Source organism: Herpetosiphon sp. NSE202 (assembly GCF_042688385.1).
Classification (GTDB): domain Bacteria; phylum Chloroflexota; class Chloroflexia; order Chloroflexales; family Herpetosiphonaceae; genus Herpetosiphon.
The window spans coordinates 118,765-139,002 of sequence record NZ_JBHUPY010000005.1 but is presented as its reverse complement, the minus strand read 5'-3'; the positions used below and the strand labels follow the sequence as shown (position 1 = coordinate 139,002).

Here is a 20,238-nt window from a genome sequence, read left to right as displayed (position 1 = left end):
CTTTTTAGGCTGTGGTCGGTGCTAAATGATGCTGCATGGTGACATAGGTTGGCTCGGCGTAGCCTTGGTGGCTATGATAGGCGGTAATTGTATAGCCTAATTGTTGATACATGGCGATCAGGTTGGGCAAGGCTAGGCGCACGCCAATCTGAATGATTTGGCGCGCTTCTGCGTGGGCAATTGCTTCGACCGCCGCCACCAATTGTTTGGCTAAGCCTTGGCCGCGATAGGCTGGCAAGACCGATAAACGCCCGAGATAAAGCGTATCGTTGCCCCGCCGTTCGTAGAGCACACAGCCAATTAATGCTTGGTTGGATTCAAGCACCAACACGCCGCCATCGCCCATACGTGCGCGAAAACTCTCGACTGTTTCCCAACCAACACTCGATGGCGGATCAAGCAGCGTTGCATATTCAGCAAAGGCTTGGCGAATAAGCTCCAACGCTTGGCCATGTTCATCAAAGCGAGCTTCACGAATCTGCATCGAACAATCCTTAATGCAACGGGCTGGTGGTCGTGACAGAGGCCTATTATACCCGCAGCAGCAGGCGCTTTTGCAACGCTAAAACAAAAAACTCAAGGGATTAGCCTTGAGTTAGTTTGGTGGAGGTGAGGGGGATCGAACCCCTTACCTTCGCAATGCCATTGCGACGCTCTACCAAGTGAGCTACACCCCCATTTGTTGGTGTTGTGTGTTTGTTCACAACGCGGGCGATTATAGCACAGACTGTTTTGGCTGTCAAATTTGATGCAACAAGTAGCCTAATGCGTGTGATTACAATTTGAAACCACGAAGGACACGAAGAGCACGAAGAATGAACAGTTCTCTCCGCTATATCTCGCCCCTGATCCCTAGCCCCTGATCTCCGATTCCTCGTTGACAACCTCACTATACTCAGTTGAATCTTGTTTGTTGAATTGGAGGCGGGTGTGTTTGATCAGCGTTGGCAGCAGTTGGCAAAAATTATTGTGCAGCATTCGTTAGAGATGCAACCAAACGAGTTGCTACGAATTCAAGGCGAGGCGATTGCCAAACCGTTGTTGTATGCGCTCTATCGCGAGGCGCTCCACGCAGGAGCCATGATTATTCCCAGAATTATCGACCCTGTATTTAGCGAAATTTTGTTTAAAGAGGGCAACGATGCTCAGCTGCAATTTAGCCCTAGCACGCTAACCCACGAAATCGAAACGATGAGCACTTGGTGCGATATTTACAGTGAAATTAATACCAAACAATTCAACCACATTGATCAAGAACGCCAACAATTGAGAAGCCAAGCTGCGAGTTCAGTCCAAGCCTTATTCAACGCCAAAGCGGCGCAAAACCACTTACGCTGGTGCGATGTGATCTATCCAACCCAAGCCTTTGCCCAAGATGCAGGCATGTCGCTGTGGGATTTTGAGGATTTAGTGGTTAAAGCCTGTCTGCTCGATCAGCCTGATCCAGTCAAAGCATGGCAAACAATCTATCAGCAACAGCAAAAAATTACCGATTTTCTCAACACATGTCGCACAATTCGCATGCAAGGCCCAGGGGTCGATTTAAGCTATCGCTGCGACGATCGCATCTGGATTAATTGTGCTGGCAAGCGTAATTTGCCTGATGGCGAAGTTTTTACCGCGCCAATTGAAGATTCAGTCAATGGCCGATTAAGCATCAGCCACCCGAGCCTCTATCTGGGTAATTTGGTGAGTGGCATTCAACTGGTGATCGAAGCTGGCAAAGTTACCCAAGCCAGCGCTGAACAAGGCCAAGATTTTCTGCACACTATGTTGGAGCTTGATGCAGGTGCGCGCTTCATTGGCGAAGTTGCCTTCGGCCTCAACCCAGGCATTACGCAGCCAACGGGCCAAACGATTTTTGATGAAAAGATGGCGGGCACAATGCACCTTGCACTGGGCAACGCCTATCCTGAATGCGGCGGCACAAATCAATCAACCCTGCACTGGGATTTAGTCTGCGATTTGCACCAAGCAGAAGTCTATGCCAACGACGAATTATGTTATGTCAATGGAAAGTTTATCATTTAATCGCAGTACGTCTGCATCTTTGCCTATCCATTTTTCGTGCTAAAAAAGCCCCTCTCTCGCTAGGCGGGAGAGGGGTTGGGGTGAGGGGATCATTGCTTATGGCGCAATACTACAGGCAACGCCATTCAAGTTAAAATTGCTTGGTTTGGCATTGGTGCCGCTAAAGCTGGCTTGCATGCCAAAGCTCGCCGTGCCGCCAGTTGCCAAATAGCCGTTCCAGTTGACGTTGGTCACATTCACTGCTTGGCCAACTTGGCTCAGATTGCCATTCCACAAATTGCCAATTTGCTGATTGCCAGCAAACGTCCAAGCTAAATTCCAACCGTTGATCGCCGCCCCATTGTTTTTAATCGTCACATCGGCGGTAAAACCAGTTGGCCACTGATTAGAAACGGTGTAGGTTACTTGGCAACTGCCATTGGTTTGGGTTGGCACAACCGGCGTGTTGCTTGGCACAGGCGTGGCAGTTGCTGGCCGTGGCGTGGCGGTTGGGACGATCGGCGTAACAGTCGCTGTTGGGCCAATCGGAGTAGCAGTTGCCGGAATTGGTGTAGCGGTCGCTGGCCGTGGCGTGGCGGTCGCCGGAATTGGCGTTGCAGTTGCTGGAATTGGCGTTGGTGGCGTTACAGTGCCAGCCTTTTCATCAAGATAGGCAGCGACCCAAGCCAGCGGCGCATTCCAGTTGATGGTAATTTCGTTGGTTGACCACGACTCGATATGATCGACGAAACATTTTTGGGCTTTGCAGCCAGGCAGGCCAATGCTTTGAGCATACGGGTCTTGCAAGGCTGAATTTGGGCCACCAGAAACTGCACCTGCTGGCGGGCGGGGGAAACTGCCATTCGCTTGAAACGCCCAGAAACGGTGATGTGGATTTTGCAGCGGATTTTCGCCATAGCCAGTGACATACGATTTATCCATGGCATTGCGTCCAAGCAGATAATCCATGCCTTGGCTCATGGCATTCAGATAGCTCGCATTGCCAGTGAAATCGTGGGCCAAGCCCAGAATAATCCCATTATTCAAGACAAACGAGTTGGAACCCCACGGATAGCCAGTGCTTGGTGCACTCAACGGCGTGCCATAGCCTTGAGTTGAAACATTATTCGCAAACACCGTAGCAGCGCTGGTGATTGCGTTACGCACGCCAGCCAATTCGCTGCTGTTGAAATTGTTGGGTACAACGGCCAACGAAATTGTGCCCAGCGCTTCGGTTGTGCCCCAGGTCATGGCTGGTTCGCGGCTGCTATAGTCGCTCGGCACATCTTGATAGTAGCTTGAGCTTTGCAAATAGGTTTTGTACTCGGCTTTGCCAGTGGTGATGTAGAGTTCGCTGGCGGCCCAATAAAATTCGTCGCCAACTTGCGAATCGCCATACGAACCGCCGCCAGTGCCATCGCTATCTAAGGCAATCACGTTGGGGTTGGCGCGGGCAGCTGCCCAAGCGGTTTCAGCAGCACTCAACAAGCGTGCAGAATAAGCTGGATCAATGAAGCGCCAGATCCGCGAACCTTGAGCCGCAGTTGCTGCCAAGTTCAAGGTTGCAGCGGTACTTGGTGGCCGCAACACTCGATCTTGCGAATCTTGATCAGGCCGCAGTGGAATGCCAGTCCAGTTGGCATCGTGCATTTTGTGGTGCACCATGCCAGCGCGGGGCTGACCAGCAGGCACCTGCATACGCAACATAAAATCCAATTCCCAGCGTGCTTCGTCGAGCAAATCGGCCACGCCATTGCCGTTTTCGGGAATATTCATGCGGCCATCGCCAAAATCGGCTGCTGACGAACCAAAATATTGGTTGCGCTCATATTGATTGAGCAATGTCCAGACCGAAATCCCACCATTAACGACATACTTTCCATGATCACCAGCATCGTACCAGCCGCCAACCACATTCAGCGAATAATTACAGCCAGTGCCGCCAGCACAGGGCACATTCGTATCGCCACGATTGGGAGCGATGCCAACATGGCCAGCAGGCCGCGTCAGATCGTTGCGCCCAGCATAGGGCATGGTAATCGCAATCCCGCTGCGGTTATGATAGAAATAGGCCAGTGCATCATATTTTAATTGGCGATAGACGGTCGGATTAATTTCAAATTGATGGCTGGTATTACCTGCGGCAGCCAACGTAAAGCTGCTGCCAGTGCCAGTGTAGCCCGAAAAATCGATGATGTGCAGCGTATCGCCGGAGCTAGCATCATAGCCAAAAACCGTAGTATTGCCCGAAAGCACCGTCGTGCCTGAGCCATTGCGCAATTGCCAAGCCACTGGCGAGTTACTGTTATTGACCAAGCTTGCACGCTTAACTGCGTTCGGCACATAGCCATGTTGATTAACCCGAATCAGCGAGGATGCCGCTAGGGCAGCTGAGGAAAGATTTGCAGGGGTGGTATTTGAGGATTCGTGCTGAACAACGCCAAACACCGAGGAAATATTACCAAAAGCCACGCTAGCAGTTAGGGCAACGGTGCTACAAGCCGCTATCAGCGTGCGCGATCGTTTCCGCCGTTGGAAATGAAGCTTCATTTGGTCGATCCTTTTTTGGGCTATTGCAACACACATAGCTGCAATAGTGCAACCTAAGCAATCAGAGCAGCATCTGGGATCGGTCTCAATAAACCAAGGAGCCGAATTGTAAATCAAGGCCAGTGGTAGCTCTTTTGGTTGTGCCTATTCTTTGAGAGCGTTCCCAAATTATTGAAGCAAAGATTAAATGATTTTTACAATGTTGTCAATCTTCTAGCGCTAAAATAGTTAATTCATGCTAGAGGCTACGTGCAGCAGAACAAAGAATATAGGGCGAGGGATGAAGGATGAGGGATGAATTATGAAGTCCGAAAGAACAAAGAGCATATGGAAAAGTCAAAAGTCAAAATAAGAACAGAGCGCAGAGAAAAGGATGAAGGATGAAGTCAGAAGCAATGAATATCCATAATTAACGCAGAGAAGAGAGGGCTATTGGCTGTTGGCTCTTGGCTATCGGAACAGCATCAAAATAATCTGTGGAATCTGTGGCAAAAAAACATTCTTTGCGTTCTTCGTGTCCCTTCGTGGTTTCGGCCCTTCGTGGATCAAAAACAAGCCTTCGCGGTTTTTATTAAATTTATTAAAAATCATTGACTTTTATAAACATTTCTTTATAATTTCACTGGAATTATAAAGAAATTAACTTGGTGGATGAACGGGAGACCCATTGAAATGGAGCCATGCAGCTCCGCATACATATAAGGGGGAAAATCCCATGGTACAACGCCGTATCCTTCGTATCGCAGTTGGTTGTTGTTCATTGTTGGTAGGCTTGGCTGCGTGGAATCAAGCACATGCCCATGGGTCGTTGCAAACGCCAATGAGCCGAACCTACGCTTGTTTTCTCGAAGGCCCCGAAACGCCTGATACCGCCGCATGTCGCGCGGCAATCGAGCGCGGCGGCACTCAAGCGCTCTACGATTGGAACGAGGTGAATATTGGCGATGCTGCTGGCCGCCATCGCAGCATTATTCCCGATGGCAAGTTGTGCAGCGCAGGCCGCGAAAAATATGCTGGCTTTGATCTCGCCCGCGCCGATTGGCCAGCAACACCACTCAATTCGGGCAGTTCGCTGAGCTTTTTGTATAAAGCAACTGCACCGCATCGGGGCACATTTGATTTTTATCTCACCCGCACTGGCTATGACCCCAACCAACCGCTAAAATGGTCGGATCTTGAGGCTACACCATTCGCGTCGGTCACCAATCCAGCGTTGGTTAACGGCTCGTATGTGATCAACGCCACCTTGCCAAGCGGCAAAACTGGGCGGCATCTGATTTATGCGATTTGGCAGCGCTCGGATAGCCCCGAAGCGTTTTATAGTTGCTCGGATGTAAGCTTTGGTGGCAGTAATCCAACCAATGTGCCGACCGCTACGCCGCGTCCGACCAGCCAGCCAAGCGCCACGCCACGCCCAACCAGCACTAACGTTCCAACGATAACCGCCGTGCCAACCAACACGCCAGTTGCAACCCTGCGCCCAACCAATGTGCCAACCGCCACGCCCAACCCAAGCACGCCAGCTTGGCAAGCCTACACCAGCTATGCCACTGGCGCAGGCGTGACCTACGCTGGTCACACCTACATTTGCCGCCAAGCCCATACCTCGTTGCCTGGCTGGGAGCCAGCGGCTGTACCAGCACTATGGCAATTGATTAATTAAATCTAGCAACCGAAAGCTCCTGTGGTGTAGCTATACCGCAGGAGCTTTCTTTGTTTAGGCATAATAATCGGCAGCAAGCTAACGCCACGTTGCACAGCGAAATTAATAGCTGCACTTGAACAAGCCTTGGCGAGCACGATCTAACAATCTGCTAACATATGCCAAGCCAAAAGTAGCGGATAATACTACTGCATTGTCATATCGAGATAGCCGCATGTTTGAACCGATCACCGCTGATCTTTATCGCATCCCGATTCCCGTTCCCTTGCCACTCAAATATGTTAATTGCTATTTGTTGCGTGCCGATCATGGCTGGGTCGTGATCGACACGGGCATGCGTTATGGGCCAGCAGAGCAAACGTGGCTCGAAACTTTCGAACGCTTGGGCATTGAATGGTCACAGATTAAGCAAATTATTGTGACCCACTATCATCCTGACCATTATGGCATGGCAGGCTGGATGGCCGAACGCAGCGGAGCCAGTGTCTGGATGTCGCCAACCGAAATTCAGAGCGTGCAACGAGCGTGGTTTCAACCCTTGCCCGAGGCAGCCGATCGCTTGGCCGATTTTTTCGAACTGCATGGCATGCCCAACGATCTCAATCGCCAAATTTGGCAACACACCATGGATGCCAGCCAGTATGTTGATCCCAAGCCTGTGCTGCACCCACTCGTGATGGATCAGCCATTGCAGCTTGGGCAACGCTCGTGGCAATTGCTGCACGCACCGGGCCATGCAGACGGTCAATTATGTTTATACGATGCAGCAGATCAATTATTAATTGTTGCTGACCATGTGTTGGCCGATATTACGCCCAACATCAGCCTGTGGCCTGAAGCCAAACGCGACCCATTGGCCGATTATTTGGCATCATTAAACGAATTTGCGGCGCTCGATGTGCGCTTGGCCTTAGCTGGGCATCGCAAGCCAATCGTGGCCTTTCGCGAACGCTGCCACGAAATCGCCCAGCATCACGATCAGCGGCTCGATTTGATGCAAGAATATGCGCGTACTGGCAAAACCGCCTTTGAAGTTTGCGAATTTGCCTTTGGTGTAAGCACACTTTCGGCGCATCAGCTGCGTTTTGCCATCACCGAAACCTTGGCCCATTTGGTCTATCTCGAAGGCCAAGGCCGCTTGCGCCGCGAACAACGGGCTAGACAGATTATCTTTCTTGATCAACACTAACGCCGATTCGCAACGTTTTTTGGAGGGTGTATGCGCTGGTGGAAAAAACTAAGCTTATTGGTGCTGGCAATGGCTTTGGTGGCCTGTGGCAACGCCGATGTCGATGCTGCCAAAGTGGCGAGCGACGGTGCAACCGCCTTTGAAAGTGTCAATAATTTTCACTTTAAACTGACGGTCAGCGACGGCGAAGCAGCACCATTGGGCGATATTATCATCATCGATGCTGATGGCGATAGCATTCGGCCCGATAAAATTCAGGCCAAGATCAAAGCCAAATTGGCTGGCGCACCAATCGCCGTCAATATCAATGGCATCATCATTGGAGCCGACGCTTGGATTACGCCAAACCCATTTAATGCAACGACCTATGAAAAATTGGCCGATACTGGCGGGCTTGAAACCTTTTCGCCAGCCAAAGGCATTAGCGACGTGCTGCGCGGCCTGAAAAACCCAAGCTTTGTCGAAGAGGCAGAGATCGACGGCGTGGCGACCTATCATATCAGCGGCGAAGTTGATGCCCAAAGCGTCTCGGCCCTGACTGGTGGCGTTGCCGAAGCTGGCACGATTAAACTCGACCTCTGGATTGGCAAAGACGATAAATTATTACGTCAACTCGTTGCGGTTGGCCGTTTGGTCAGCAGCGAAAAAGAAACCATCAAGCGCACCTTGGTCGTTTCACAATTCAACCAATCGATTACGATCACTCCACCACAATAGCCGAGCATTTCGTAGGCTAGTTCGTTATGTCGAACCACGATGCTATGGCTAGAGCAAACATGCAATCGCGAGGTATCCAAAACATGCTTGATCAACCATTAAACGATATATTTACAGGGTGGGCTGCGATGACTGAACACAATAGCGATCGAGTGGCTGATCGTTTTGGCATGCCACGCGCTGAACTCGACGAATTAGTCCATGGCTCGGTGGCCCAACTGGCGCAAAGCCACTACTACCATTATTTGGCGCGGCCAAAGCCACAGTTTGATGATGAACTTGACGAGAACACCGCTGCACCAAGCAAGCCCCGTCATGTTGTGCTATTTCGCACGCCAGACGACGCACTTTCGTTTGCCCAACGCATTCGCATCGGCGAAACGCCACGGGTGCGCTCGATTAGCCGCGAACAGATGATTTGGCAGATGCTCAACGATGAAGCCATTGTGCGCGTGATTTTCTTTGAGCAACCACTCGAAGAATTGCCAACCGGCCTGAATTTGCAAACCTTGGCCGATTTGCCTGGCGCAATCGCCATTGAACGCAACGATGTATTAACGTCGCGCCAAATTTGACCCTTACCTATCTGGGTGTTAGAATCCCAATAGGCGGAATATTAAACTAGTAACGATTTCTACTAAGAGCTACGAGTGTATCGTAGCTCTTATCGTATGCCATGCGTTACCCCAATGCGAGGTTGTATGTTAGTCGTCATGGATGCACACGCTACACCTGAGGATATTCAAGCTGTTTGTACGGTGATTGAGGATATGGGTTTGCAGGCTAATACCATGCCTGGCCCAACCCGCACCGCGATCGGAATCACTGGCAATCAAGGGGCGATTGCCGAAGCTGCCCGACTTAAGTTGATGCCTGGGGTACGCGATGTGATTCGCGTCACCGCGCCCTATAAATTGGTCAGCCGCGAGTATCGCGAAGCAGACACGATTATCGAAATTAATGGCGTACAAATCGGTGGTCCTTCACTGGTCGTTATGGCTGGGCCATGTTCGATCGAAGGTCGCGAGCAATTGCTGAGCACTGCCGAAGCCATCAAAGCTGCTGGCGCAACCATTTTGCGCGGTGGCGCATTCAAGCCACGCACCTCGCCCTACAGCTTCCAAGGCATGGGCGAAGATGGGCTGAAACTCTTGGCCGAAGCCCGCGAACTTACCGGAATGCCAGTTATCACCGAAGTGATGGATACCGAGCAAGTTGATTTGGTGGCCGAATATGCCGATATTTTGCAGCTTGGCGCGCGCAATATGCAAAATTTCGCTTTGCTCAAACGAGTTGGCCGCACCCGCCGCCCAGTGATGCTCAAGCGCGGGCTTTCTTCAACCGTCAAAGATTGGCTGCTTTCCGCCGAATATATTATGGCCGAGGGCAATCAGGCGGTCATTTTGTGCGAACGCGGCATCCGCACCTTCGACGACCACTCACGTGGCACCTTTGATCTGAGCGTGGTTCCAGTCTTGCGCGAGCTGACCCACTTACCAATTATTGTTGACCCCAGCCATGCCACAGGCCGCTGGCAGAGCATTTTGCCAATGTCACGGGCTGGCATCGCCTCAGGCGCTGATGGCCTGATGATCGAAGTCCATCCTAACCCTGCCGAAGCTTGGTCGGATGGCGAGCAATCGCTCTTGCCCGAACGCTTTGTTGAATTGATGGAGCAAGTCGAACGCATCGCCGATGCCATGGATCGCCCAATCCAAGGCCGCACCAAGGTGGCAGCGGTTTAATCAGGTTCCCTCACCCCAACCCCTCTCCCGTGGCGCGGGCGAGGGGCTTTCATCTCGTGGTTTTTGCATGATTTGTGGTGAACATTGGTGCTCCCCCTCGCCCGCGTTTTCGTGGGCGAGGGGGTTGGGGGGTGAGGGCATGCCCTAGCGCCCATAGCGCATCAAGCGATCAGCAAGCGCTGGCAAAAAGCGCTGTAATTGGATTAATAGTTTAACTTTGCCAATCGCCAACTGATATGTATTATTGGCAAAACCACGCCAGAACTCCTCAACCAAAGCCTCTGGGCTGATTTTGCCCTTGCCGCGCCCCGCCGTCATTGCCGTATCAACCAGCGGCGGAATAATTTCAAATACGCGTACCTGAGTTTGTTCTAGTTGCCAACGCAAGGCTTTGGTAAACATATGAATCCCAGCTTTGGTGGCGCAATAGATCGGCGCTTGTTGTTTGGGAACCAAGGCCAAACCAGATGAAACATTGATGATCGCGGCTTCGGGCTGCTGCTGAAGCTTGGGTAAAAAACGCTGAATCAAATCGATCGGCGCAGTTAAATTAATTGCAATTTCCTGATCACGATCAACGTGGGCAGATTGCTGCTCAACTAAATCGCCATGATATTGCACCCCTGCATTGTTGATCAGGATTGATATGGCAGGAACCTGATCGGCTAAGCGCTGACGCTCGCTTGCTTGCGCCAAATCAGCCTGAATAGTGCTGATCGTCGGCTGCAAGGCCTTAAGTTCGGCCAATTTTTGGGCATCACGACCAACCGCAATCACCTGATTGCCTGCTTTGGCAAAGCGTAACGCCAAAGCCCGCCCAATGCCTGCTGCGCCGCCGGTAATCAACGCTGTGTGTCCTGTAGTTTGCATCGAAGCAACCTCGCTAGCTAAATTCCTGTGGCTACTCTAGCAAGCACAGCAGCGTACTGCATTATCATAGGTTAATCGGGGCGCAATTGGCGACGAATGCGGCTTAAGCTGACTGGCGTAATACCCAAATATGAGGCGATATGATATTGCTTAATCACCCCAGCCACCGCCGAGAAATCGACCAAAAAGCGTTGATAACGAGTCGTCGCATCATCGAGCAATAGGCTGCTTTCGCGTTGTTCTTTTTTGATAAATAAGGTTTCGGCCACCCGCCGCAAGAGGCGATCCCAGCATGGATGTTGGTTAATCAAGCCAGCAAAATCTGTATACTTAGCAACTAGATAGTGGCTTGGCAAGAGGGTTTCAATCGTAAATTGGCATGGCTCGTTCAGCAACAAGGCTCGATAGCCGCCGATCAAATCGCCAGGCAGGCAAAACGATTTTGTCCATTCCAAACCATCGGCGGTTAAATAGTAAAAACGCAGCAGTCCATCGACCAAAAATCCCACTTGGTCGGTCGCCTCACCAGCATGCAACCAAACCTGCTCAGCATCCAAGAAACGCGGCTTAAACAAGTGCAAACATGCTTGCATCTGCTCAGGCGGGATTGGCGCAAGCCGCTGAAACGTGTGGGCCATTAATGCATAGCCATCAATTGGCATCATTCAACTCCTAGCGATTTTTTAACCACGAAGAACACGAAGGTCGCGAAGATTAATTTTTTTGCCACAGATTGACACAGATTAGCGTGATTATATTCTGCTATGCCACATATGCTTGAATTCCACCAATAAACGTCCGCCAGCCCATAGCCTACAGCCAAAAGCCATAGGTTCTCTGCGCCGCTGCGTTAAATGCTGATCCACGAAGAACACGAAGATGAGGCTATTGGCTTTGGGCTTTTGACTTTACCCCTATGTTCTATGCTCTCTGTTCTATGTTCTTTTTGACTTCTAATTTTTGCCTTTTGACTTTTGATTTTGGCTTTTGCCTAAGGTACAATAGCAATATTTGAATTGTTTAAGCGGTGGCCTACACAATGACAGATCATGCAGAGAGTTTATTAGCAGATATTCAGGTGCTTCTGGCAAATGAGCCACAGCTTAAAGCGGCTCTGGCAGCAGCCAAACCAAATACAACCCTCACGATCACGCCTGTGCCAAGCGCAGCGCGGCGGGTTGTGGCAGCCATCGCCACGCTTCAGGCGCGCAGTAGCCTCTTAATTGCCGCCACACCCGATGCAGCAGTGCGCATGCACGCCGACCTCACTGCCTGGCTTGGCGAAAGCGTGATGCTCTTTCCGCCAACCGATACCTTGCCCTACGAGCATATGTCGGCAGATATTGGGATAGTCGCGCAACGCTTGGCAGTGCTGGGGCGTTTGAATGCAGGCGAAACCATCTGTGTGGTGGCTTCGGTTAAGGCTTTGATGCAACCAACTATGACTCCCGAGGAGTTTGGTTTTGCTACCCGCGTGTTGCGCCAAGGCGACCAGCATGATCCTCGTAAATTGTTGGCCCACTGGGTCAGCTTGGGCTATCGCGTCGGCCCAACCGCCGAACAACCAGGCGATCTCAGCCAGCGTGGCGGGATTATCGATATTTTTCCGCCAACCAGCGAGCGCCCTATTCGGCTTGAATTTTGGGATGATCAGCTTGAAAGTTTGCGCATTTATGACCCAATTTCGCAACGCTCAGACAAACGTGTGCGCCAAATTCAAATCAGCTCAGCCCACGAGATTCCGTTTTGGCGACGTAACGAGGCGATCAAACGCATCGATCAGTTGCAAATTGCTAGTTTGCGCCGCGAAGTGCAACACGAATGGGCCACTGCCCGCGAACATCTCGAAACAGGCCAGCGCTTTGAAGGTCGGGCGTTTTATGCGCCGTTCTTCCGCACGCCCCACGAAGCGGTTGAAGCTGGGTTATGGCAGCATTTGCCAAGTTCAGCAGTGGTTATTCTCTCGGAAGAACATGAATTGAATGCCCAAGGCATCGAACTGCAAAGCCATGCCGACCTTGTGCGTAGCACCCAAATTGAAAATAACGAATTACCACCCGATTTTCCCTTTCCCTTGGTGGCGTGGACATTTATTCGCAAAGCAATTCAACGATGGAGTTGCCTCAACCTGAGCAATCAGCCAATCGCCGATGATCACAATGATGCCTTTGTGCGCGAAATTAATACGTTCAGCCAAGCACCATCGTATGGTGGCCAAACTGATCGGCTGTTTGAAGATTTGCGCGAGCGTTTAGTTGGCGGTGAACGAGTTGTGCTAGTTTCTCCCCAAGCTAGCCGCTTGCGCGAATTAGCCAGCGAGCATAATTTGGCGCTCATCGGCGAAGAAGATGGCCCCGATGTTGATGATCCAGCTTTCCAAAGCGGCACGATTATCATTCGCCATGGCAACTTATCTGGCGGTTTTAGCAGTGATCCCTTGCGCCTGACATTGCTGAGTGATAGCGAGATTTTTGGCTGGCAGCCACGGCGAGCAATTTCAACGCGCGCCCGCAAACAGCGCAGCGAAAGTGATCGCACGGCGTTTTTGCAATCGCTCAAAGTTGGCGATTATGTGGTGCATATCGAGCATGGCATCGCCCAATACGAGGGTTTATCGCGCATCGAGGCCAGCGGCGCTGAACGTGAGTTTTTGGTGTTGCGCTACGCTTCTGGCGATAAATTGTATGTGCCTGTCGATCAAGTTGATCGGGTTTCGCGCTATATCGGTGCTGGCGAAGGCAAACCAACCCTCACCCGCTTGGGCACGTCGGATTGGGAGCGTGCCAAGCGCAAAGTACGGGCCGATGTTGAAGAACTCGCCACCGAATTGCTTGATCTCTACGCCGCGCGGCAGTTGGTCGAAGGCTTTGCCTACAGCAGCGACACCTCGTGGCAACGCGAACTCGAAGATAGTTTTCCCTACACCGAAACCGACGATCAATTGCGGGCAATCGAAGATGTCAAAAGTGATATGGAAAACACTCGCCCAATGGATCGGCTGATCTGTGGCGATGTGGGCTTTGGCAAAACCGAAGTTGCGCTCCGTGCCGCCTTCAAAGCAGTGCAAGATGGCCGTCAAGTGGCCGTTCTAGTCCCAACCACGGTGCTGGCCCAACAGCATTTCGAAACCTTTTCGCGGCGCATGCAGATGTTTCCAGTGCGGATCGAAATGCTTTCGCGCTTTCGCTCGCCAACCCAGCAAAAAGCAATTATCGAACGCATTGCCAAGGGCGAAGTCGATATTGTGGTTGGCACGCATCGGATTTTATCCAACGATTTGCATTTTAAGCAGCTTGGTTTGGTGATTATCGACGAAGAGCAGCGCTTTGGGGTCAAGCATAAAGAAATGTTGAAACGCCTGCGCCATGAAATTGATGTGCTGACGCTGACCGCAACGCCAATTCCGCGCACGATGCACATGGCTTTGTCGGGTATTCGTGATCTCAGCGTCATCGATACGCCGCCCGATGATCGCATGCCGATCAAAACCTATGTGCAGCCCTACAACGAAATGCTGGTACGCGATGCGATTCTGCGCGAATTAGGACGCAATGGCCAAGCCTACTTTGTGCATAATCGCGTCCAATCAATTTATACCGTCGCTAATCGCATTCAAAAATTAGTGCCCGAAGCCCGCATCGGCGTTGGCCATGGCCAGATGCCCGAAAAAGCGCTGGAAAAAGTGATTCTGCAATTTTTTGAGGGTATGTTTGATGTTTTTGTGTGTACCACAATTATCGAAAGTGGCATCGACGTGCCTAGCGCGAATACGATGATTATCGACGATGCGACGACCTACGGCTTGGCCCAATTGTATCAACTGCGCGGTCGGGTTGGCCGTTCAACCCAACGTGGCTATGCCTATATGTTCTATAATCCGACCAAAGCGATGGGTGAAGAAGCGCAAAAGCGGCTTGAGGCAATTCAAGAGGCCACCGAGTTGGGCGCTGGCTTTCGCATCGCCATGCGCGACCTTGAAATTCGTGGCACTGGTAATTTGTTAGGTGCAGAGCAATCGGGCAATATCACGACAATTGGTTTTGATCTCTACTCGCGCTTGCTTTCGCAGGCGGTCGAACGGGTGCGCGAGGAGCGCAAACGCGGCCAAACCCAAAAGGCAGGTGAGCAAAAAGCCCAACGGGCGCGTGCCGTCGAAGCGCTGCGGCGGGCGGCAGTGGTTTCGGCGCGCAGTGGTTTTAGCAGCGATGCTGAAGATCCCGTTTTGCCCGATGCGATGGTCAGCATCGACCTGCCGATTAATGCTTATCTGCCGCAAAATTATGTTGACGATGAGCCGCTACGCTTGCGGGTTTACCAACATATTGCTGAGGCCCGTTCGACCCGCGACATTCGCATGTTGCGCCAAGAATTGGAAGATCGCTTTGGGCCAGTGCCCGAGCCAGCAGCACGCCTGCTTGATTTGTTGACACTCAAGGTTTTGGCCTTACAAGCGGGCGTGGTTTCGATTATCTCCGATGATAACGAAATTACCGTGCGTCTGCCAAAGAGCGTTTATCTTGATCGCGAGCAGCTTCAGCGCGAATCGCCGCGTGGCGTGGTGATTGGCCCGCAATTGGCGCGGCTCGATCGGCGGGTGCTGCGCGATAATTGGGAGGTCGTCTTACGTCAGTTGCTGGAGGCATTAAATAAAATCAGCAGCTGATATGCTCAATTAAGCATATATATTAATGAAATTTTGAGCTTTTTAGGCTATAAATATCACAGAAACTGCATATTTGCATAAAACCATGGAATCTGCTATAGTTTGGGGGAATGCAACGTCTTGAGCTTGCACAACCAACTTGCATTCGTGGTCAGGTAGCAATACCTGCTCAACAAAACAGGCCACAGCGAAAAAAAGCGAGGCATGCGTTCCGGGAAGACGCAAGCGCAGCTTTTTTCGTTTTTAGCCTGCTCGTTTTTGGATACAGGAAAGAGGATTCCAGTCATGTTCGAACGAAGCAAACGCTTAGCCGCCATCGTGCTTACTGGCGCGATCTTGGCAGCCTGCGGAAGCGGCACCAGCACCACGCAACCAACTACTGGTAGCACCAACGCAACGGCGGTGGTCGAGCCAGGCACAGATACTGGGGCGCAACCCAGCAGCGATGGCACGGTGATTATTGGCATGAGCCAATCGCCAGATACGCTGTTTGGGATGGAATCGCAATCAAGCGCCACCACCCAAGTTTTAAACTCGGTGCAACCGGTCTGTATTACGACCTTGAGCTACGATTATCAGCCAGTCTGTTTTAGCGAATTACCAACCTTCGAAAATGGCGGCGCAGTTGAAGAAACCGTCACCATCGACGAAAGCTATCCTGGCCCATTCGTGATCAATAATGAAATCGTAACCGATACCAGCATTTTGAGTGGGCCAATCGAATTGCCCCAAGTCAAAGTAACCTGGCAGTTGGTCGATGGCATCGCATGGGAAGATGGCACGCCAGTAACTGCCGACGACTTCTTGTTTGCCGCCGAGTTGTATGCCAACCCAGGCACCAAGGTCGCCAGCCGCTTCACCATCGAGCACACCGCTAAATACGAAAAGGTCGATGATCAAACCTTCTCGTGGTATGGCTTGCCTGGCTATCAAGATTCAACCTATTTCTTGAATTATGCAGGCGGCGCGCTAGGCCCTGAGCCAAAACACGTACTTGGCAGCGTTGATGCAGCCAGCATTGGTGGCAGCGATTATGCGAGCAAACCATTGGCCTATGGCGCATACAAAATCGATGAATATGTGCCACAAGAGCGGGTTGTGCTGAGCGCGAACCCAAATTATTGGGGCGCAAAACAAGGCTTGCCCAAGATTGCCAATGTTATTTATAAATTCGTCACCAACGAAGATCAAATTTTACAACAATTGCAATCAGGCGAAATCGATGTGGTCGGCCAAATTGGCTTATCATTAGCCCAAGCGCCATCACTTGATGAATTGCAAGCTGGCAACGAATTTGATATTCAATATGTGCCAGCCACGGTCTGGGAACATATCGACTTTGCAGTTGAGCGTGGCGATGGCATTGCAACGCCGTTTGCCGACCCCAAAGTGCGCCAAGCAGCTGCCTATGCCATCAATCGCCAAGAAATTATCGACCAGATTTTGTTTGGCAAAACTGTGGCCATGAACAGCTTCATGCCTGAAGATCACTGGGCTTATCCCAGCGATGCAAGCGCCATCAACAGCTACGATTTTAATCCAAGCAAGGCGATTGAATTGCTGAAGGAAGCAGGATGGGTTGCTGGCGATGATGGTATTTTGGTCAAAGATGGTCAACCATTCAAGATCGAATTCTTCACCACCGAAGGCAACGATACCCGCCAAGCAGTCGCCCAATTGGTGCAAGAATACTTGCGCGATGTTGGCATCGATGCTGAATTGCAGTTTGTGCCTGGCACCGATTCGTTGTTCAAAAATGGTTCGGAAGGCATCTTAGCTGGTCGCCGTTACGATTTGGCCTTGTATGCATGGGTCAGCGGCCCTGAGCCATCAACGCCATTGTATTTGTGCAGCCAAGTGCCAACCGCTGAAAACGGCTACGCTGGCCAAAATAACACTGGCTACTGTAACCCAGATTACGATAAAGTGGCGCTCGAAAGCCAAAGCATCGTCGAACGGGCGAACCGCTTGCCATTGCTCAGCCAAGCCCAACAAATTTTCAACCGCGATTTGCCAACCTTGCCGTTGTATCAACGGATCAATGTTGGGGCTGCCCGCAAAACCATCAGCGGCTTCAAACTCGACCCAACCAGCCAACAAGATTTCTACAACATCGAAACCTGGGAATTGGCGCAATAACGTTTTGATCCGCTAACCACGAAGAGCACGAAGGATCATCTTTCGTGCTCTTTATGATTAACGATCCACGAAGAGCACGAAGCAGGAAACCACGAAGATCGCGAAGATCGCGAAGATCGCGAAGGTTAAGTTTTTTCGCCACAGATTGGCTCAGATTATTATTTTCCAATAGCCAATAGCCATCTCTTCTCTGCGCCTCTGCGTTAATATTTTAGCCACGAATTGCACGAATTCCACGAATGATAATTTTTTAAGCCACAGATTGCACAGATTATGTTGATTAGATTCTTGCTGACCCAACACATCCCTCATCCTTCATCCCTCATCCTTCATCCTTTCGTTTCATACCTCATCCTTCATAATTTCGCTCTGTTCTATGCTCTCATTTTGATTTTTGCCTTCTGACTTTTGATTTGGCCTTTCATACCTCATGCTTCTGACTTCTGACTTTTGCCTTGTTAACAATTGCTCATCAAATGCTTACACCAAAGTTGCAGATTTGTTAATCAATTCAGGGTAGGCTAGCTATAAACAAGCTATCAGGAGCTATTTGGGCATGGCGCAAGCAATTAAGCAACCGATTCATCCTTGGGCAAAGCGGCTTTACCAAGCAGGACGCTGGGCTGGCAACACAGTCCTTTGGTTGCTGCTGTGGCTCAGCTGTATTGCTAGTATGTTTTTTATGATTCGCTATTTCAGCGCCGCTGAATGGCTCAGCAATTTGCAAGGCACACGGCACATGCTGGCCGAATTTGGCATGCGCTTGTTGATGGCGCTGCCATTTACGCTCTTGCTAGTGCTGATGCTGCGGCCTGTGCGTACTCGGCGTTGGATTATTGGGCGAATTATTAAGCTAGCCCAACGCTTGCGCCGCAAGCCAACCAGCCAACCTAGCGAGCAACCAGCAACCCCAATTGCCAACGAAATTGCACCAACAAGCCCAAAGCTTGCAACCAAGCCACTCTCGCGCCGCCGCTTTTTGGTCGAATCGGGGTTGGTTGGCGGGGTGGTTGGCTATGCCATGCTGATTGAACCATACCAAATTCAAGTGCGCGAAGTGAACTTGCCAATTGCCACTTTGCCTGAACGCTTTCGCGGCATGCGCATCGCCCAAATGAGTGATTTGCACATCAATGCCTATACCACTAGCGCCGATTTGGCCCGTGCTGTAGACCAAATTAATCAACTTAACCCTGATATGGTGCTTTTGACTGGCGATTTTGTGGATTGGGATGCGCGCTTTGCTGACGCGGCAACCGAACCGTTTCGCCAGCTGCGTGCGCCAGAGGGCATTTATTCAGTGCTGGGCAATCACGATTACTACAGCGGCAAGATCGACACAATCAAACAAGCAATTCAGCGCCACGATTTAGGCTTGTTGGTCAATCAACATACGGTTTTGCGGCGCGGTGCTGATCAATTGGTGCTAGTTGGGTTTGATGATCCACGGCATAATCGCAACGGTGGGCCACGGCTCAGCCCAGAGAGCATCAATCCCGAAGCGGCTTTGAAAGGCACGCCTAAGAATGTGGCACGCTTGGCGATGGTGCATAACCCGGTGATTGTGCCGCATTTCGTGGCCAACTATCAGCTTGATGTGATTTTATCGGGCCATACTCATGGCGGCCAGTTTCAAGTGCCAATTCTGACCGATCAGCTGGTTGGTAACGCTGAATATTTTGTGCGCGGCCATTACGATCTTGGCAAATCGCAAGTTTATGTCAACAGTGGCTTTGGCTTCACGGGGCCGCCGTTGCGTTTTCGGGCAGCGCCAGAAATCACATTAATCAATTTGGTTAATGCCAAAGCCTAGCCCGACTCAAGGCTGAGAGCTAGCAAGGCCAACGGCTGAGCACAAACTTGGTTTTTGCTGTATAATAGCCATTACGTGTCAATTTTTATGATTGTACGAAACGCCAAATAAAAGGGGGTGAATTCTAGTGGCAAGCATTTCGGTAGATTCAAATGAATCAATCGACAAAGCACTGCGCCGTTTTAACAAGGCCGTGCAAGCTGACGGCATTTTGACGGAAGCCCGTCGCCGTGAGCATTATGAAAAGCCTAGCGTTAAACGCAAGCGCAAGGAAGCTGCTCGTCTGCGTAAGTTGCAAAAGATGGCTCGTGAGGCCAACAACTAAGCAATTCGCATGACGCACCCCGAATCGCCGCAGCTTGTGGGAATACCACGCTGCGGCGATTTTCATGTATCATGAGAATTGCAGATTATTAAAGAGGTTCAAAAATGTCGATTCAACAACAACTGCAAGAAGATATGAAAAATGCCATGCGCAACAAAGAGCAACAACGGCTCGATACGATTCGCATGATGCTCGCATCGCTTAAAAATGCCCAGATTGATCTTCGGCGCGAGCTTGATGAAGTTGAAGCAGTTGGCGTGATTCAAAAAGAAGCCAAGCGTCGCCGCGATGCCATGGCCGAGTATAATAAAGCGAATCGCCCAGATTTGGCTGCTAGCGAAGAAGTTGAACTGGCGATGATTGAAGCCTATTTGCCAACCATGCTCAGCGCCGATGAATTGCGGCCAGCAATTGCGGCAATTATTGCCGAGCTTGGCGCAACCAGCATCGCTGATCTTTCAAAAGTAATGCCTGCGGCAATGCAGCGCTTCAAGGGCAAAGCAGAAGGCCGCGTCATCAACGAGGTTGTGCGCTCATTACTTAGTGCCTAAGCT

15 protein-coding genes and 1 tRNA gene are annotated in these 20,238 nt (G+C 51.0%); 11 read left to right on the top strand and 5 right to left on the bottom strand.

Annotation, left to right across the window (positions count from 1 at the left end; translation table 11 throughout):
* Positions 1–4: 4 nt before the first annotated feature.
* Positions 5–484, bottom strand: a complete 480-nt coding sequence (locus ACFMKP_RS06695; protein ID WP_382290215.1) for a GNAT family N-acetyltransferase — start codon at positions 482–484, stop codon at positions 5–7.
* 117 nt (positions 485–601) lie between these two features.
* Positions 602–677: transfer RNA gene (locus ACFMKP_RS06690), tRNA-Ala, on the bottom strand.
* Between the two features lie 253 nt (positions 678–930).
* Between ACFMKP_RS06690 and ACFMKP_RS06685 the strand changes: the two genes are divergently transcribed.
* The gene (locus ACFMKP_RS06685; RefSeq protein ID WP_382290213.1) at positions 931–2,031 is read left to right on the top strand and encodes an aminopeptidase; all 1,101 of its coding nucleotides are present in this window, start codon (positions 931–933) and stop codon (positions 2,029–2,031) included.
* A 96-nt stretch (positions 2,032–2,127) separates the two neighbouring features.
* On the opposite strand, the gene ACFMKP_RS06680 is transcribed toward ACFMKP_RS06685, so the two are convergent.
* Complete coding sequence (locus ACFMKP_RS06680; RefSeq protein ID WP_382290211.1) at positions 2,128–4,560, bottom strand: glycoside hydrolase family 9 protein; 2,433 nt, start codon at positions 4,558–4,560, stop codon at positions 2,128–2,130.
* A gap of 715 nt (positions 4,561–5,275) precedes the next feature.
* Here ACFMKP_RS06680 and ACFMKP_RS06675 point away from each other — a divergent pair.
* The 5 genes from ACFMKP_RS06675 to aroF all read left to right on the top strand — a co-directional run bounded on the left by ACFMKP_RS06675 (position 5,276) and on the right by aroF (position 9,874).
* On the top strand, positions 5,276–6,223 hold the full coding sequence (locus ACFMKP_RS06675) for a lytic polysaccharide monooxygenase (protein ID WP_382290210.1): 948 nt from the start codon (positions 5,276–5,278) through the stop codon (positions 6,221–6,223).
* A gap of 214 nt (positions 6,224–6,437) precedes the next feature.
* Positions 6,438–7,412, top strand: a complete 975-nt coding sequence (locus tag ACFMKP_RS06670) for an MBL fold metallo-hydrolase (protein WP_382290208.1) — start codon at positions 6,438–6,440, stop codon at positions 7,410–7,412.
* 30 nt (positions 7,413–7,442) lie between these two features.
* The gene (locus tag ACFMKP_RS06665; protein WP_382290206.1) at positions 7,443–8,129 is read left to right on the top strand and encodes an LppX_LprAFG lipoprotein; all 687 of its coding nucleotides are present in this window, start codon (positions 7,443–7,445) and stop codon (positions 8,127–8,129) included.
* A 128-nt stretch (positions 8,130–8,257) separates the two neighbouring features.
* Positions 8,258–8,704 carry a hypothetical protein gene (locus ACFMKP_RS06660; RefSeq protein WP_124033461.1) on the top strand — a complete coding sequence of 149 codons (447 nt, stop codon included), beginning with the start codon at positions 8,258–8,260 and terminating at the stop codon, positions 8,702–8,704.
* Between the two features lie 126 nt (positions 8,705–8,830).
* Complete coding sequence (gene aroF / locus ACFMKP_RS06655; RefSeq protein ID WP_382290204.1) at positions 8,831–9,874, top strand: 3-deoxy-7-phosphoheptulonate synthase; 1,044 nt, start codon at positions 8,831–8,833, stop codon at positions 9,872–9,874.
* Between the two features lie 144 nt (positions 9,875–10,018).
* Here the strand turns inward: aroF and ACFMKP_RS06650 are convergent, their stop codons facing one another.
* Entirely contained in the window at positions 10,019–10,744 is a 726-nt protein-coding gene (locus ACFMKP_RS06650; RefSeq protein WP_382290202.1) for an SDR family oxidoreductase, read from the bottom strand.
* Positions 10,745–10,815: 71 nt separating this feature from the next.
* Positions 10,816–11,409, bottom strand: a complete 594-nt coding sequence (locus ACFMKP_RS06645) for a Crp/Fnr family transcriptional regulator (RefSeq protein WP_382290200.1) — start codon at positions 11,407–11,409, stop codon at positions 10,816–10,818.
* A gap of 374 nt (positions 11,410–11,783) precedes the next feature.
* Between ACFMKP_RS06645 and mfd the strand changes: the two genes are divergently transcribed.
* The 5 genes from mfd to ACFMKP_RS06620 all read left to right on the top strand — a co-directional run bounded on the left by mfd (position 11,784) and on the right by ACFMKP_RS06620 (position 20,235).
* A complete protein-coding gene (mfd, locus tag ACFMKP_RS06640; RefSeq protein ID WP_382290198.1) occupies positions 11,784–15,407 on the top strand; it encodes a transcription-repair coupling factor in 3,624 nt (1,207 codons plus the stop codon).
* A 285-nt stretch (positions 15,408–15,692) separates the two neighbouring features.
* Positions 15,693–17,546 carry a peptide ABC transporter substrate-binding protein gene (locus ACFMKP_RS06635; protein ID WP_382290197.1) on the top strand — a complete coding sequence of 618 codons (1,854 nt, stop codon included), beginning with the start codon at positions 15,693–15,695 and terminating at the stop codon, positions 17,544–17,546.
* Positions 17,547–18,102: 556 nt separating this feature from the next.
* A complete protein-coding gene (locus ACFMKP_RS06630) occupies positions 18,103–19,359 on the top strand; it encodes a metallophosphoesterase (RefSeq protein ID WP_382290195.1) in 1,257 nt (418 codons plus the stop codon).
* A gap of 127 nt (positions 19,360–19,486) precedes the next feature.
* A complete protein-coding gene (rpsU, locus tag ACFMKP_RS06625) occupies positions 19,487–19,684 on the top strand; it encodes a 30S ribosomal protein S21 (protein ID WP_012190199.1) in 198 nt (65 codons plus the stop codon).
* A gap of 104 nt (positions 19,685–19,788) precedes the next feature.
* A complete protein-coding gene (locus ACFMKP_RS06620; protein WP_382290193.1) occupies positions 19,789–20,235 on the top strand; it encodes a GatB/YqeY domain-containing protein in 447 nt (148 codons plus the stop codon).
* Positions 20,236–20,238 lie beyond the last annotated feature (3 nt).

What these genes read in the sequence shown, in the direction of transcription:
- ACFMKP_RS06645 (WP_382290200.1), bottom strand. Translation starts at nt 11,409, where the DNA reads ATGATGCCAATTGATGGCTATGCATTAATGGCCCACACGTTTCAGCGG.
- ACFMKP_RS06675 (WP_382290210.1), top strand. Translation starts at nt 5,276, where the DNA reads ATGGTACAACGCCGTATCCTTCGTATCGCAGTTGGTTGTTGTTCATTG.
- mfd (WP_382290198.1), top strand. Translation starts at nt 11,784, where the DNA reads ATGACAGATCATGCAGAGAGTTTATTAGCAGATATTCAGGTGCTTCTG.
- ACFMKP_RS06650 (WP_382290202.1), bottom strand. Translation starts at nt 10,744, where the DNA reads ATGCAAACTACAGGACACACAGCGTTGATTACCGGCGGCGCAGCAGGC.
- ACFMKP_RS06665 (WP_382290206.1), top strand. Translation starts at nt 7,443, where the DNA reads ATGCGCTGGTGGAAAAAACTAAGCTTATTGGTGCTGGCAATGGCTTTG.
- ACFMKP_RS06620 (WP_382290193.1), top strand. Translation starts at nt 19,789, where the DNA reads ATGTCGATTCAACAACAACTGCAAGAAGATATGAAAAATGCCATGCGC.
- ACFMKP_RS06670 (WP_382290208.1), top strand. Translation starts at nt 6,438, where the DNA reads ATGTTTGAACCGATCACCGCTGATCTTTATCGCATCCCGATTCCCGTT.
- aroF (WP_382290204.1), top strand. Translation starts at nt 8,831, where the DNA reads ATGTTAGTCGTCATGGATGCACACGCTACACCTGAGGATATTCAAGCT.
- ACFMKP_RS06660 (WP_124033461.1), top strand. Translation starts at nt 8,258, where the DNA reads ATGACTGAACACAATAGCGATCGAGTGGCTGATCGTTTTGGCATGCCA.
- ACFMKP_RS06635 (WP_382290197.1), top strand. Translation starts at nt 15,693, where the DNA reads ATGTTCGAACGAAGCAAACGCTTAGCCGCCATCGTGCTTACTGGCGCG.
- ACFMKP_RS06680 (WP_382290211.1), bottom strand. Translation starts at nt 4,560, where the DNA reads ATGAAGCTTCATTTCCAACGGCGGAAACGATCGCGCACGCTGATAGCG.
- ACFMKP_RS06630 (WP_382290195.1), top strand. Translation starts at nt 18,103, where the DNA reads ATGGCGCAAGCAATTAAGCAACCGATTCATCCTTGGGCAAAGCGGCTT.
- ACFMKP_RS06695 (WP_382290215.1), bottom strand. Translation starts at nt 484, where the DNA reads ATGCAGATTCGTGAAGCTCGCTTTGATGAACATGGCCAAGCGTTGGAG.